This is a genomic window from Comamonas sp. HJ-2, from assembly GCF_053615495.1.
Window position 1 is genome coordinate 69,190 of the sequence record NZ_JBSIFD010000003.1, and the last position, 14,745, is coordinate 83,934.

The window sequence follows — 14,745 nt, forward strand, 5'->3', positions numbered from 1 at the left end:
TCCGTTCAAAGTTTTGAGAGGCAACGCCCCCGGCGATGAATCACTGCAGTGCGCCGCACGACAGCTGTGGCCCGGGGAAAGACCAGCGGCCACGCTTCGGTAACCGCTTAGTAACCGGGTATTTTAACCGGCTAGCGGTAATTCCATGCGATAGCAGGTGGTGAAGCCTTGCGGCGCCTCGGCCACCATGAAGCGCCCGCCATGGGCCTGCATGACACGGCTGACGATTTCATGGCCCAGATGCAGGCTGTCCACGGGCGGCACATGGTCCGGTGCGGCATCACGTCGGCCGTCATCGCAGACCTGCACCCAGGCCCGTTCCTGGACGCTGTCAAGGCCGGCCTGCACCTCGATCTGCGTGCCTATCGGCGTGTGGCGCACGGCGTTTTCCACCAGATTGCGCAGTGCCGAATCGAGCAGCAGCGCATTGCCGCGCACCGGCAGCTCCTGCGGGGCCTCCACGGAGATCATGTCTTCACGCTGCCATGCATGCTGGGCCTGCGCCGCCGCCACATTGCGCACCACATCGGCCCAGTTCACGGTCTGCAAAGGGGCATCCAGCATGCCGCGTCCAGCCCGGGCCAGGGTCAGCAACTGATCGAGCACATGGCCGGCATGCAGGGCGTCCCGGCCGATGCGCTGCAGCGCGGCCTGCATGACAGCGGTATCGGTCTGCCCCTCCGACTTCAGCGCCTGGGCCTGCAAAGCGATGGAGGCCAGTGGCGTGCGCAGCTCATGGGCCACTTCATTGGCCAGATTGCGCTCGCGCTCCAATGCCTCCTGCTGGCGGTCGAGCAAGGTGTTGATCGAGCTGACCATGGGCGAGAGCTCGCGCGGCACATGGGCATCGGAGAGGCGCTGGTCACGACCCAGATCCAGCGCCTCCACGCGTTGCGTGAGCTGATTGAGAGGACGCATGCCGCGGCGCATGGCCACACCCAGCGCAATCACGATCACCGGCAGCAGCCAGAAACCCGGTTCTATCATCTGCATGGCGATATCGTCGGCCAGACTGTCGCGCTCGGCCAGGTCGATCATCACCGTGACCTTGGCGGTTTTGTCGTGGCTCCACTGGGTATAACTGCGCCAGGCCTTGCGTTCATCCGCCCCAATCGTGGCAAAGCCCTGCTCGATGTCGAAATCCGGCAAAGGCGCCTGTCCGGTGCGCGAGATCAGCAGTCCTTGCGCATTCCAGAGCACCACGCTCAGCGACTCCTGATAGTCGTGGGCGTGCAGGCCTGCAGGCGGCTGGACAGCCGTGGTCTGTCCGACCGGCACATCGTCCTGCACATGCCAGTTCAAGGTCAGCGCAGCCACTCCTGCCAGGTGTCCGTCGGTCAGCTCATCGGCCTCGTGCACTCCGGTCTGGTAGCCCCAGATGACGAAGCTGCCCCAGACCAGCGCCAGCGCGCCCAACATCCAGGCCAGCAGATTCAGCTGTAGCGAGCTGCGGCGCATGCCGGTTTGCGGCATGGCCTTCACTCCTGCTCCTGCGGCATGAAGTAGCCCACGCCGCGCATGGTCACAATGATCTTCTGGCCCAGCTTCTTGCGAAGATGGTGGACATAGACCTCCACGGCATTGCTCTCCACCGTATCGCCCCAGCTGTAGAGATGCTCCTCGATTTGCGGGCGCGACAGCACCCGCCCGCGCGCAAGCAACAAGGCCCAGAGCACGGCAAATTCGCGCGGTGAAACCTCCACCTTCTGCCCCGCCTGCCGGATGGTGCGGGCAGCCGGGTCCACCTCCAGATCCGCATGGCGGATCACCGGCGATGCCTGACCGGCCGCGCGGCGCATCATGGCGCGCAGGCGGGCCTCGAGTTCGTCCATGTCAAAGGGTTTGACCAGATAGTCATCGGCCCCCAGATTGAGCCCCGCGACCCGGTCCTGCACCTGATCGCGTGCCGTGAGGATCAACACCGGCGTGGCCGGATCGGGCAGTTGCGGCACACCGGGCCGTCCTGTCTGCAGGCGCAGGCGGCGCACGACCTCGCTGCCATCACCGTCGGGCAGACCCAGGTCCAGCAACACGGCATCGAAGCGCTCGGCACTCAGGGCATGCCAGGCCTCGGCCACGCTGGCGCACACGTCCACCGCATAGCCGCGCTGCATGAGATTGGTTCGCAGCCCTGCTGCAATGCCTTCGTTGTCTTCGACCACCAGAATTCGCATGCACGCATTGTGCGCGGCAATTCGCAATCCGCTCAACTGGCTGGTCAACGCCGACACCCACCTCCCCTGATCGCGCATGGGCTTGACATCCGCAAGCCAGCATTTCGCTTTAACATCTGCCACCCTCCATTGCCGCAATCTGCCGCAGCGCCTTCATGTTCTTCTTCGATCCATTTCTGTTTGCGCTGTTCAATGCCGATGTCCAGACGCACTGGTTCAGCATCCAGCTGGCACGTGCACTCTCGGCCTGGTTGCCCAATCTCAGCGGCATTCTTGTCCTCAGCGCCCTGGTGTTCGGCTCACCGGCAACACGCCGCACCATGTTGATGCTGCTGCTGTCCATGGCCACGGCCTGGCTGATCGCCAGACTCATACGCTGGGGCTTCCCGGCTCCGCGCCCGTTCCAGCTCAATCTGGGCACGCTATGGATTCAGCATGGCGGACGTGCCGGCTTTCCCAGCCTTCATGCCAGCGGAGCCTTTGCCCTGGCCATGGCCCTCAGCCTGGGCGCAACCCGCCACCGCAAACCGCTGGTCTGGCTGGCCTGGATAGCCGCCATCGGCATCGCCTGGAGCCGCGTCCATCTGGGGGTGCACTTTGCGTCCGATCTGATGGCCGGCGCGCTGGTAGGCATCAGCGGCGCGCTCATCGTCTGGCATATTGCCTTCCAGCTGCGCCGTCGCCGTCATCTGCGCATCGTGCCGCATCTCAAGCGCCTGCGCAGCACATGGGCGGCCCAGGGCTGAGCCTGCTCTTAAGCGCTTGTTAAGAAGCGCTTTCTATCGTGGCGGCCATGAAGTCGTCCGCCCCCTCGCTCCCCCTCCCGCCTCTTCGCCAAGCCTCCGCTCCAGCCCTGCTGAGCTGGACTGTCATTGCCCTGAGCTGCGTGCTGGCCTGGGACATGAGCAGCCTGGACATGCCCATGGCGCACTGGTTTGGCAGCAGCCAGGGCTTTGCCCTGCAGAACGACTGGTTCATGGTCAACATTGCCCATGAAGGTGCGCGCAAACTGGCCTGGGCCATCGTCATGGGGCTGAGCCTGATGATTTGGTGGCCTATCGGCTGGATGCGAAAAGTGTCTTACCCACGCCGGATACAACTGGTGGTGGGCGCACTGGTCTCGCTCATCATCATGGCGCTGATGAAACGCATCAGCGTGACCAGCTGCCCCTGGGACCTCGCCGACTTCGGCGGTGTAGGCCACTATGTCTCGCACTGGGCCTGGGGTGTCATAGATGGCGGCGGCGGCCACTGCTTTCCTGCCGGTCACGCCTCGGCGGGCTTTGCCTTCATCAGCGGCTACTTCGCGCTGCGCCACGACCTGCCGCGCGCAGCGCGCCTGTGGCTTGTCGCGGCTCTGCTTGCGGGTTTTGCCCTGGGCCTGGCGCAGCAGATGCGCGGTGCCCACTTCATGAGCCACACGCTGTGGACCGCCTGGCTGTGCTGGACGGCAAGCTGGTTTTGCGATCTGCTGACCACCCGCCGCCTGGCGCATCAGGTACCGGCGGATGCAGCCCTTTCCCCCGACGAGCTGCTTGCCCAGGACTGAGCTCAGCACACACGCAAAGGTCATTCATGCTGCTTTTCGATGCCCCCGTATTTCACTTTCTGAATGCCAACACCCAGAGCCCGCTGTGGTGGATTCAGGCCTCGCGCTTCGCCTCCAACTGGTTGCCCGGCCTGTGCGCCCTGCCCGTGATTGCCGCCATGCTGGCGCTTGGCAAGGGCTGGCGGCGCAGCCTGCAACTGGCCTTGCTGTCCATGGCATGTGCCTGGGTGACCTGCCGTCTGATTCGCTGGGGCCTGCCCATGCCCAGGCCGGCGCAGCTGGGAATGGGCATGCAGTGGATAGCACATGGTGCCAGCGCCAGCTTTCCCAGCATGCACGCCGCCGGCGCCTTTGCCCTGGCTCAGGGCATCAACCTGGGCGTGGGAAGACACCAGCGCTGGCTGGTTGTTGTCGCATGGCTTCTCGCCACCAGCGTGGCACTGAGCCGCGTGGTGCTCGGCGTGCATTTCCCTTCGGATATTCTGGCCGGCATGCTGGTCGGTACCGTCAGCGCGGTACTCGTCTGGCGCAGCGCATTGCAGCTCAAACAAGCGCAGCGCCGCAAACAGCTCAAGCGCCGCCTGCAACCCCAGATCGCCTGAAGCACGCTACAAAAACAAAAGCTGCCAGCGCTTTATTCATAAGCACTGGCAGCTTTTTTGATGAGGCATGCTTCAAGTCAGAGGCATCGAGCAAGAGCCGCCTCGCAGCGAAGATGCCGTCCCCCTCGGGGGGAAGCGGCATAGCCGCTCAGGGGGCTCACTCCACCCTGCAGATCTTGAGCATATTGGTACCACCGGGCTGGCCCATGGGCTCGCCGCAGGTGATGGCGTAGACATCGCCGGACTGCACGATGCCGCGGGCCAGCAAATGGCCCTTGGCCTGGTCCAGCGCCATGTCGCGCTCGGCGCTGGTGTCCATCAGCAGCGGGCGCACGTTGCGGTACAGCGCCATCTTGCGCTGCGTGGCCAGCTTGGGTGTCAGAGCGTAGATGGGAATATGGATGCGATGACGGCTCATCCACAGCGCTGTCGAGCCGGAGTCCGTCAGCGCCACGATGGCCTTGGCACCCAAATGATGAGCGGTGAACAGCGCGCCGATGGCGATCGCCTGGTCGGTACGCTTGAACTGGCTGTTGCTGAAGTCGGCATCCTTGACGCGGTCTTCGGCCGCTTCCGCAGCGGCGCAAATGGCGGCCATTTCACGCACTGTTTCCAGCGGGTACTTGCCGGCAGCGGTTTCGGCGCTCAGCATCACGGCATCGGTGCCGTCCAGCACGGCATTGGCCACGTCGCTCACTTCGGCACGGGTGGGCACGGGGTTGGTGATCATGGACTCCATCATCTGGGTCGCGGTGATCACCACCTTGTCCATGTCACGCGCCATGCGGATCATCTTCTTTTGCAGCGCGGGCACGGCGGCATTGCCCACTTCCACGGCCAGATCGCCACGGGCAACCATGATGCCGTCGGAGACCTTGAGAATCTCTTCCAGGCGCGGAATGGCCTCGGCACGCTCGATCTTGGCGATCAGGCCGGGCTTGTGGCCGTACTGGGCAGCGGCCACATTGCACAGCTGGCGCGCCATTTCCATGTCGGTGGCGTTCTTGGGGAAGCTCACGGCCACGTAGTCGGCCTGGAAGGACATCGCGGTCTTGATGTCTTCCATGTCCTTGGCGGTCAGTGCGGGAGCCGTCAGGCCGCCACCTTGCTTGTTGATGCCCTTGTTGTTGGACAGCTCGCCACCCAGCTTGACGACGGTGTGTACCTCTTCACCGCGCACTGCGTCCACGGTCAGCACGATCAGGCCGTCGTTGAGCAGCAGCACATCGCCGGCCTTCACGTCACGGGGCAGCTCCTTGTAATCAAGGCCCACGCCGTTGATGTCGCCCAGTTCGGTGCGCGATGCATCGAGCACGAAGCGCTCGCCAGGCTCGAGCATGACCTTGCCCTCGGCAAACTTGCCGACGCGGATCTTGGGACCCTGCAGGTCGGCCATGATGGCCACTTCGCGGCCTGCACGCTGGGCAGCCTCGCGTACCATGGTGGCACGGTCGATATGGTCCTGCGCCTTGCCATGGCTGAAGTTCAGGCGCACGACGTTCACGCCTTCGCGCACCATTTGTTCAAGCAGTTGCGGATCGCTGGAAGCGGGGCCCAGTGTGGCGACGATCTTGGTAGCACGACTCACTTGCATGAAATGTCTCTCTCGCGATGGAATGTAATCGGGTTTCAATTCTGGCACGAATGCGGTTACATGACTGCATCTTGCACGCTGCTGCCGCACCCGACAAGCCAGCCACAGGACCACAAAAACAGTAGCTGCCTGCGCATGTCCATTATTGAACTCAGGCCACATCGAGCATGAAATGTTTATATTTCAAGCGCTTGCAGCTACTGATTCAGAAGCATAAGAGCGAAACTCGCGCCCGAATCGGCGTGCCTGCTGCAGCGCATCAAAGACCGCGTCGAAACAGTTTTGCCCGGCAGGTTCAAATGTGCCGGCCTCAGATCAGCCCGTGCGAGAGCAGATAGGTCACCACATGCGTGAGCATGGCGGCCTCGAGTCCGTAGCGCCAGAACATGATGCCCGCCAGCAACCCGTAGACGCTTTCACACACCAACAGCTGCAGTACGACCGGCACCGGAAGCTCGCCGACCACGGTCCAGCCCAGAAATACCGGAATGCAGCCGGACAGCAAGGCAGCCAATGCAATCGCCGCCCAGCCCAGCCGCCAGTCCGGGCGCTGCCTGGGGCTGCCGAAGGCCTTCCACAACATCCACATCACGCCGGTCAGCATGCCAAGACGCAATAGCAACTCTTCGGTAATCGCGCCGTAGAGCAGCTTGGGCCATAGCGGCAGGCCGTAGGCCGGGTCCACAAAAGACATGCTTTCGGGCCAGACCACGGCCAACGTCACCAGCCAGGCGGCACCGATCACGCCGCCCGCCACGCCGGGCAGGCTCAGCACGCGCACGCCGCGCCAGGGCATGCGCCCCTCGGCCACGGCATGAATCAATGGTGCGCTCAAGCCCAGCCTCGGGCCCAGCCGGACCCCGAGGCCCACGCTCAGCGCCAGCAGGACGCTCAGCCCCGCCGTCGCGGCCCAGCCGACCACAATGTCGGAGCCGCCACTGGCCAGAGCGGCCAGCCAGGCCGGCGGCGTCGTCCAGGCCAGCGCCACCACGCCTGGCAAACCCAGCAACCAAAGCAGCAAGCCCATGCGCGCGGCAGACTGTGGCCTGGCCGCAGCGCGATGAGACAGGTGGGCAAAGGTCTGCGGCATGTTGAACCCTGGCTCAGGCCTCTCAGTCACGCATCAACGCTTCGATCTCGTCGGCCTTGACCGGCACGCCGCGGGTGATGAGCTCGCAGCCGGTCTCGGTGACGATGGCATCGTCCTCGATGCGGATACCGATGTTGTGGAACTGCTCGGGCACGCCGGGTGCAGGACGCACATAGATGCCCGGCTCTACCGTCGTGACCATGCCGGGGCGCAGGATGCGGCTGGGGCGATTGGCAATGGTTTCGCCCGAGATCGGGTCCTTGCGCTCGCTGACCACGCCCAGCTCGCTGGGTTCCACATAGCTGCCACAGTCATGCACATCCATGCCCAGCCAGTGGCCGGTGCGGTGCATGTAGAACTGGAAGTAGGCACGCGACTCGATCACATCCTCGGCCGTACCGTACTTGGTACGGTCCAGCAGTCCCAGGTCCAGCATGCCCTGGGCCAGCACGGCGACGGTGGCGTCATGCGGGTCGTTGAAGCGATTGCCGGCCCTGGTGACGGCGATCGCCGCTTCCTGGCTGGCCAGCACCAGGTCGTACAGCGCACGCTGCGCCCCGCTGAACTTGCCGTCGGCCGGGAAGGTGCGCGTGATGTCACTGGCATAACCATCCAGTTCACAGCCCGCGTCGATCAGCACCAGCTCGCCCGCGCGCACCGGCGCCTTGTCGGCCTGATAGTGCAGCACGCAGGCATTGGCACCGGCTGCCACGATGGAGCCGTAGGCCACGTACTGCGAGCCATGCTGGCGGAATTCGTGCAGCAGCTCGGCGTCCAGATGGTATTCGCGCACCTCCTCGCCATTGCGGATCATGCGGGCCGAGCGCTGCATGGCACGCACATGGGCCTGGGCACTGATCTGCGCGGCTCGGCGCATGATGTCCTGCTCATGCAGGTCCTTGACCAGACGCATCTCGTCCAGCAGCGCACAGGCATCGCCCTGCTGTGTGGGACAGAGCACGCCAAAGCGCGAGCGGGCGCGCACCTGGCTGAGCCAGCCTTCGACCTGTTCGGCCAGGCCCTTGTGGGTGGCAAAGGGGAACCAGACGCGCTCACGGTTTTCCAGCAGGCGCGGCAGGCGGGAATTGATTTCATCGCTGGAGAAGGCCTGAGCCATGCCCAGCTTGGTCTTGGCCGCCTCGGGGCCCAGGCGATAGCCGGTCCAGACCTCGCGCTCCAGATCCTTGGGCTGGCAGAACAGCACGCTTTTGCCGTCGCTGGTCAGCACCAGACAGGCATTGGGCTCGCTAAAGCCCGTGAGGTAGTAGAAGTAGCTGTCGTGGCGATACAGATACTCGGTATCGCGGTTGCGATGCAGCTCGGGGGCCGTGGGAATGATGGCGACACCGCCGTCGCCCAACTGGGCGGCCAAGCGTGCGCGGCGTTGGGCATATACAGAAGTCATGGGCATATCGTAATGCTGGCCGGGTATCTGTACATCAGCTTACATCTGCGGATGTCAGCTATTGCGCTCCTACCCTTGTGCCGGTCTGAATCCCGGCGGCCAGCAGCGCCATCGCATCACCGGGCACCAGGGCCTCGGGCTGGCTCGCGCGCCAGCCCGACCAGAGCAGGCTTGCCCCAGACAGGATCAGCAGGCCGCAGACCAGCCATTCCACAAGCCTTTTGGGCCAGGCGGGCGGATGTCTGGCACTCCACCAGGTCACGCCCGTGACGACAGGAAAGGCCAGTGCCGTCCAGCCCATGACCGCCCAGTTCAGCTGCCCCTCCACAGCCACCATGGCAGCGCGCAGCAAGGAACAGGAAACAAACATGGCAAACAGGCAGTGGCGCACCAGCATGCGATCCAGCGGCTGACGATAGAGGTGATAGACCATGGGCGGGCCGGGCGTGGCAAACAAACCACCGAGCAGCCCCGACGACACGCCGGCCACCCACATGGAGACAGGGCCGGATGGCTGGTCCAACGCCTTCTTCTGCATCAGCAGCAGCATGGCGCACAGCACGATCACCAGGCCCAGCAGCATGCGCAGGCCGTTGAGCGTATTGCCGCTGAGCCAGTGCAGCAGCAGCACCCCGCCGACCACACCCAGCACGCTGCTGATGAGCATGGGCTTGAGCATGGCCCAGTCCGGCTCGAAGCGGTAGGCGCGCATATAGCTGACGCCGTTGATAATGGACAACAGACAGGCCACATTGGCCGCATCGGCAATATTCATCAGGCCCGTGGCGCCTGCGACGCCCACAAAGATCAGCCCGAACGCGAAGCCCGTGAGGTTCTGGCAGAACGCGGCCAGCCCCACCAGAGCCATGAAGAAAACGATTTGCATGCACTCACCCGATGACGGCCACAAGAGGAACTGTGGATTTGCATCCGGTTGCGCCAGTCAGAAAATTAAAAAGCATAGCAGACGCTTGCCATGACAAGCATTCGTGCAATCCACAGAGAAGCTCCTCAACTCATAGCTTCTAGCTCTTTGTCGCCATGGTTTTCAAGGTAATTCATGGGATAAGTATTTTGATCTGCTGCGCCGACCACTCGATCAGCTCGCCACGCTGCGCATGCCAGCCTTGGGGCGCGAAATCCGGCCAGTGACAAAGCAGCTCGCGGGTTGGCACATCCCATAGCCAGCCCTGCCCTTCGCCCACCACCAGCAAGCGACCGCTCACGCAGTGCAGATGTCGGGCAGGCGGCAGGCCGGGCATGGGCCAGAGCTGGCCCGCATGGCCTTCCTCGGGCACAGGCGCATGGATATCGAAGATCACCACGCCCGGCGCATGCAGGCAGTCGCCAAAGCCATCGTCATCCCAGTTGCCGACGTTCCAGATCGCGACGCGCGAGTCATCCAGCCACACGCAGGGCAGATCCCAGCCCTCGCCCTGCGCCAGCCGCTTGCGCGAGGGGCCGTCCTCGGACTCCCAGCGATTGCCATCCAGCCAGGCGGGCAGCGACCACACGGCGGGAATGCCCACGGGTGCCCAAACCCAGCCGTCGTCCAGCAACCATTGCTGCGAAGGGCTGGGCAGAAGACGGCCATGAAAATAATCCAGATAGTGCGGCTGCTCGAACGCCAGCCCATCGCGCTCGGTCAGGTTCTCGCCCGTCGCGCAATCCATGGCATCGAGCCGGTTCCACTGCGTGCGGTGAATCAGCACATCGCGGCCCTGGTGCTGGACAAATGCGATGGAAAAAGGCACGGTTCTGGGGTGGTAGTCGCCCCCAAAAAGCTGCATGACGCGCTCGCCCGTACGCAAATTCACCAGCACGCCAAATGTGCCTCCATCATCTGCAATCACCGCATAGTCGCCACTGAGCGCGCAATGCACCTTGAAGCCATGCGGCCACTGCGGCGCAGGCGGTGTCGGCTCTGGCAAATCCAGCTGCGCCAGTTGCTGGCTCCGGCCGCTTGGCAGCTTCAACGCATGCAAGCCGCCGTCCCCGGTCAGCAGCAGCAACTGGCCCCAGCCAGCCTGCGCAGTGCAGGCGTGGACGATGTGCGGGCCTTGCCAGTCGATGCTGCGTGCGCTCATGTCTCAGCCCTGATTGAGCTGGGCCAGTCGCTCGGGCGTGCCCACATCGACCCAGCGACCGGTGTAGAGCGAGGCCCCCACGCGGCGGTCCTGCATGGCGCGGCGCAGCAGCGGGGCCAGCGGGGCGCGCAGGCCTTCGGGGTTTCCGGGCTGCACATCGAACCACGGTGCTGCAAACAGCTCGGCTTTCAAGAGCGCAATCGTGCTGTAGGTATAGCGCGGGCGTTCGTCGTCGGCAGGCAGATCCAGCGCCTTGCCGTCCTCGCTCAGACCAAAGTCGCCACGCGGATTGTGTGCAGGATTGGGCACCAGCCACAGATGGGCCAGTTCATCGCTGTGCGCAAACGCCTGGGCATCCTGCACCGCAAAGCAGAAATCCGGCGCATAGACATCGCCTGCGGCCAGCCAGAAAACCCGGCCCAGCTGCGGCAGGGCGCGGCTGATTCCGCCCGCGGTTTCAAAGGCTTTCTCGGGTTCCGCCGAATAGGAAAGCGATAGCTTCGCGCTCGCACCCGCATCGGGCTGCGGCACGAATTCATCGCCGAAATACGCGGGAATCTGCATCCCCAGCCAGCCGGTATTGATGACGGCCCGCGCCACGCCGGCAGCCAGCAGCGCCTGCAGGTGCAGCTGCAGCAGCGGCACGCCCTGCACCTTGAGCAACGGCTTGGGCGTGATATCGGTCAGCGGCCGCATGCGCTCGCCCCGGCCTGCGGCCAGCAGCATTGCAGGGGGTTGCACCAGGAGGGAAGCAGCGTTTTCTACAGTCATTGCAATCAGCTTTTCAACACGGTTTGAGGTGCGCAAGACACCTGTTTCTGGGGTTGCACTGTAGAGCATTGACCCGCATCCCGCCTGCGAAAATTGGGCCTCCATTAAAATGACGGGCTTAGCAGAATTACCCCTCCTTTTCGGAGCGCCCTGATGGCCAACACTCAAAATATGGCGAATGCAATCCGTGCACTCGCAATGGATGCCGTTCAACAAGCCAATTCCGGCCACCCCGGTGCCCCCATGGGCATGGCCGACATGGCCGTAGCGCTGTGGAGCCGCCACCTCCAGCACAACCCCGTGAACCCTCACTGGGCCAATCGCGACCGCTTCATTCTGTCGAACGGTCACGGCTCCATGCTGATCTATGCGCTGCTGCACCTGAGCGGCTACGACCTGCCCATCGAAGAGCTGAAGAACTTCCGCCAGTTGCACAGCAAGACTGCCGGCCACCCCGAAGTGGGCATCACTGTCGGCGTGGAAACCACCACCGGCCCTCTGGGCCAGGGCATCACCAATGCCGTGGGCTTCGCACTGGCTGAAAAGCTGCTGGCTGCCGAGTTCAACAAGGACAAGCACGAGATCGTCGACCACCACACTTATGTGTTCCTGGGCGATGGCTGCCTGATGGAAGGCATCTCGCATGAAGCCGCCGCGCTGGCCGGTGCCTGGAAGCTGAACAAGCTGATCGCTCTGTACGACGACAACGGCATCTCCATCGACGGCAAGGTTGCCCCCTGGTTCATCGACAACACGCCCGAGCGTTTCGAAGCCTACGGCTGGAACGTGATCCGCGCCGTGGACGGCCACAACGTGGACGCCCTGGACAAGGCCATCGCCGCCGCCAAGAAGAGCGCCGACAAGCCCACACTGATCTGCTGCAAGACCCATATCGGCAAAGGCTCGCCCAACCGCCAGGACACGGCCAAGGCCCACGGCGAACCTCTGGGTGCCGAAGAAATCGCACTGACCCGCGCTGCTCTGGGCTGGACTCATGGCCCCTTCGAGATCCCTGCCGAGGTCTACACCGACTGGAACGCCAAGGATCTGGGTACCAAGGCCGAAGCTGCCTGGAACGAAAAGTTCGCAGCCTACACCGCCGCCTTCCCCGAGCAAGCTGCCGAGTTCACGCGCCGCATGGCTGGCGATCTGCCCGCCAACTTCGGTGAAATCGCCGCCAAGATCGCCTCCGACGCCCATGACGCCGGCGCCACCGTGGCCAGCCGCAAGGCCAGCCAGCTGGCTCTGGAAGGCCTGACAGCCGCTCTGCCCGAGCTGCTGGGCGGCTCTGCCGACCTGACCGGCTCCAACCTGACCAACACCAAGTCCACCCCCTCTTTCCGCGTGGACGACAAGGGTGCCGTGGTCAAGACCGAAGAAGGCCAGATCGGCCGCCACATCAACTACGGTGTGCGCGAGTTCGGCATGGCCGCCATCATGAACGGTGTGGCGCTGCATGGCGGCTTCATCCCCTACGGCGGCACCTTCCTGACCTTCTCCGACTACAGCCGCAACGCCATCCGCATGGCCGCGCTGATGAAGCAGCGCGTGATCCACGTCTTCACGCACGACTCCATCGGCCTGGGCGAAGACGGCCCGACCCACCAGTCCATCGAGCACGCAGCCTCCCTGCGCCTGATCCCCGGTCTGGACGTGTGGCGCCCCGCCGACACCACGGAAACCGCCGTGGCCTGGACCGTGGCCCTGAGCCAGAAGAACAAGCCCACAGCCATGCTGCTGAGCCGCCAGAATCTGGCTTACTCGCCCAAGAGCGAAGACGCGCTGGACAACATCGCCTGCGGCGCCTACGTGCTCTCCGAGCCCAAGGATGTGGGCCTGAAGGGCAAGAAGGCCCAGGCCGTGATCATCGCCACCGGCTCCGAAGTGCAGCTGGCTCTGGCTGCCCAGAAGCAGCTGGCCGAACGCAAGATCGCCGTGCGCGTGGTCTCCATGCCCAGCACCACGACCTTCGACAAGCAGGATGTGAAGTACAAGAAGGCCGTGCTGCCCGCCGGCCTGCCCCGCATCGCCGTGGAAATGGGCGTGACCGACTTCTGGTGGAAGTACGGCTGCGCCGCCGTGGTCGGTATCGACACCTACGGTGAGTCCGCTCCCGCAGGTGTGCTGTTCAAGCACTTCGGCTTCACCGCCGAGAATGTGGCCGACACCGTGCAGGTCGCCCTGCAGAACGCTGGCAAGTAAGCGCAAAAGGGGCCTCGTGCCCCTTTTTTCCGGCTGAAGTTTGCTCACCCGCAGTCCTCAGCCATCCGGACCAGGCCCAGGGTGCCGAGTCCGGGCACAATCCGCTCCGGTTTTTCATTACTCACTATCTACGAGGCAACTATGACGATCAAGGTTGGTATCAACGGCTTCGGCCGCATTGGCCGCAACGTGCTGCGCTCCGCAGTGCAAAACTTCTCCGACATCGAAATCGTCGGCATCAACGACCTGCTGGAGCCCGACTATCTGGCTTACATGCTGAAGTACGACAGCGTGCACGGTCGCTTCGACGGTGAAGTTTCTGTCGAAGGCAACACCCTGGTCGTCAACGGCAAGAAGATCCGCCTGACCCAAGAGCGCGATCCCGCCAACCTGAAGTGGAACGAAGTCGGCGCCGACATCGTGATCGAGTCCACCGGCCTGTTCCTGACCAAGGAAACCGCCCAGAAGCACATCGACGCAGGCGCCAAGAAGGTCATCCTGTCCGCTCCTTCCAAGGACGACACCCCCATGTTCGTGTTCGGCGTGAACCACGGCACTTACAAGGGCGAAGCCATCATCTCCAATGCTTCGTGCACCACCAACTGCCTGGCTCCCGTGGCCAAGGTGCTGAACGACAAGTGGGGCATCAAGCGCGGCCTGATGACCACCGTGCACGCAGCGACCGCCACGCAAAAGACCGTGGACGGCCCTTCCAACAAGGACTGGCGCGGTGGCCGCGGCATTCTGGAAAACATCATCCCCTCCAGCACTGGCGCTGCCAAGGCCGTGGGCGTGGTGATCCCCGAGCTGAACAAGAAGCTGACCGGCATGTCCTTCCGCGTGCCAACGTCTGACGTGTCCGTGGTCGACCTGACCGTGGAGCTGAACAGCGAAGCCACCTACGAAGAAATCTGCGCCGAAATGAAGGCCCAGTCCCAAGGTGCTCTGAAGGGCGTGCTGGGTTACACCGAAGACAAGGTCGTCGCCACCGACTTCCGCGGCGAGACCTGCACCTCCGTGTTCGATGCCGAAGCCGGTATCGCCCTGGACAAGACCTTTGTGAAGGTCGTGTCCTGGTATGACAACGAGTGGGGCTATTCCAACAAGTGCCTGGAAATGGTGCGCGTGGTGGCCAAGTAATCTTCACGATTACATGCAAAAATAGGCTCAATCGCTTATCAGATAAGCGCTGACAGCTATCAAAAAGCCAGTATGGGACGCCATGCTGGCTTTTTTTCGTCCCGCAAGACCGGAGCCGGCCGGAGCATGTC

Annotated in this window: 13 protein-coding genes; 5 read left to right on the forward strand and 8 right to left on the reverse strand. The window is 63.6% G+C overall.

What is annotated here, in order from left to right:
- Positions 1 to 123: 123 nt before the first annotated feature.
- A complete protein-coding gene (locus ACWGXF_RS03775; RefSeq protein ID WP_039050380.1) occupies positions 124 to 1,473 on the reverse strand; it encodes a two-component sensor histidine kinase in 1,350 nt (449 codons plus the stop codon).
- A gap of 5 nt (positions 1,474 to 1,478) precedes the next feature.
- Entirely contained in the window at positions 1,479 to 2,174 is a 696-nt protein-coding gene (locus ACWGXF_RS03780; RefSeq protein WP_004340295.1) for a response regulator transcription factor, read from the reverse strand.
- 155 nt (positions 2,175 to 2,329) lie between these two features.
- Between ACWGXF_RS03780 and ACWGXF_RS03785 the strand changes: the two genes are divergently transcribed.
- Genes ACWGXF_RS03785 through ACWGXF_RS03795 form a run of 3 tightly spaced genes read left to right on the forward strand, consistent with a single transcriptional unit; the run spans position 2,330 to position 4,325 of the window.
- Entirely contained in the window at positions 2,330 to 2,920 is a 591-nt protein-coding gene (locus ACWGXF_RS03785; RefSeq protein WP_256629108.1) for a phosphatase PAP2 family protein, read from the forward strand.
- Positions 2,921 to 2,967: 47 nt separating this feature from the next.
- The gene (locus ACWGXF_RS03790) at positions 2,968 to 3,723 is read left to right on the forward strand and encodes a phosphatase PAP2 family protein (RefSeq protein ID WP_054074325.1); all 756 of its coding nucleotides are present in this window, start codon (positions 2,968 to 2,970) and stop codon (positions 3,721 to 3,723) included.
- A 26-nt stretch (positions 3,724 to 3,749) separates the two neighbouring features.
- Positions 3,750 to 4,325: a phosphatase PAP2 family protein gene (locus tag ACWGXF_RS03795; protein WP_012840249.1), complete on the forward strand. Its 576-nt coding sequence runs from the start codon at positions 3,750 to 3,752 to the stop codon at positions 4,323 to 4,325.
- 157 nt (positions 4,326 to 4,482) lie between these two features.
- Here the strand turns inward: ACWGXF_RS03795 and pyk are convergent, their stop codons facing one another.
- The 6 genes from pyk to ACWGXF_RS03825 all read right to left on the reverse strand — a co-directional run bounded on the left by pyk (position 4,483) and on the right by ACWGXF_RS03825 (position 11,272).
- Positions 4,483 to 5,919: a pyruvate kinase gene (pyk, locus tag ACWGXF_RS03800; protein WP_004340286.1), complete on the reverse strand. Its 1,437-nt coding sequence runs from the start codon at positions 5,917 to 5,919 to the stop codon at positions 4,483 to 4,485.
- A 310-nt stretch (positions 5,920 to 6,229) separates the two neighbouring features.
- Entirely contained in the window at positions 6,230 to 7,009 is a 780-nt protein-coding gene (locus ACWGXF_RS03805) for a CPBP family intramembrane metalloprotease (protein ID WP_012840250.1), read from the reverse strand.
- Between the two features lie 22 nt (positions 7,010 to 7,031).
- Positions 7,032 to 8,414 carry an aminopeptidase P N-terminal domain-containing protein gene (locus tag ACWGXF_RS03810; protein WP_256629112.1) on the reverse strand — a complete coding sequence of 461 codons (1,383 nt, stop codon included), beginning with the start codon at positions 8,412 to 8,414 and terminating at the stop codon, positions 7,032 to 7,034.
- A gap of 58 nt (positions 8,415 to 8,472) precedes the next feature.
- Positions 8,473 to 9,300 (reverse strand): sulfite exporter TauE/SafE family protein, encoded by an 828-nt coding sequence (locus ACWGXF_RS03815; RefSeq protein WP_256629113.1) that lies wholly within the window; start codon positions 9,298 to 9,300, stop codon positions 8,473 to 8,475.
- Positions 9,301 to 9,472: 172 nt separating this feature from the next.
- On the reverse strand, positions 9,473 to 10,501 hold the full coding sequence (locus ACWGXF_RS03820) for a hypothetical protein (RefSeq protein ID WP_256629114.1): 1,029 nt from the start codon (positions 10,499 to 10,501) through the stop codon (positions 9,473 to 9,475).
- A 3-nt stretch (positions 10,502 to 10,504) separates the two neighbouring features.
- Positions 10,505 to 11,272 carry a nucleotidyltransferase family protein gene (locus ACWGXF_RS03825; protein WP_256629115.1) on the reverse strand — a complete coding sequence of 256 codons (768 nt, stop codon included), beginning with the start codon at positions 11,270 to 11,272 and terminating at the stop codon, positions 10,505 to 10,507.
- A 153-nt stretch (positions 11,273 to 11,425) separates the two neighbouring features.
- On the opposite strand from ACWGXF_RS03825, the gene tkt reads away from it, so the two are divergent.
- Both tkt and gap read left to right on the forward strand, forming a co-directional pair.
- Positions 11,426 to 13,474, forward strand: a complete 2,049-nt coding sequence (gene tkt / locus ACWGXF_RS03830; protein ID WP_012840255.1) for a transketolase — start codon at positions 11,426 to 11,428, stop codon at positions 13,472 to 13,474.
- Positions 13,475 to 13,615: 141 nt separating this feature from the next.
- On the forward strand, positions 13,616 to 14,614 hold the full coding sequence (gene gap, locus ACWGXF_RS03835) for a type I glyceraldehyde-3-phosphate dehydrogenase (protein ID WP_003060372.1): 999 nt from the start codon (positions 13,616 to 13,618) through the stop codon (positions 14,612 to 14,614).
- The last annotated feature ends 131 nt before the right edge of the window (positions 14,615 to 14,745 follow it).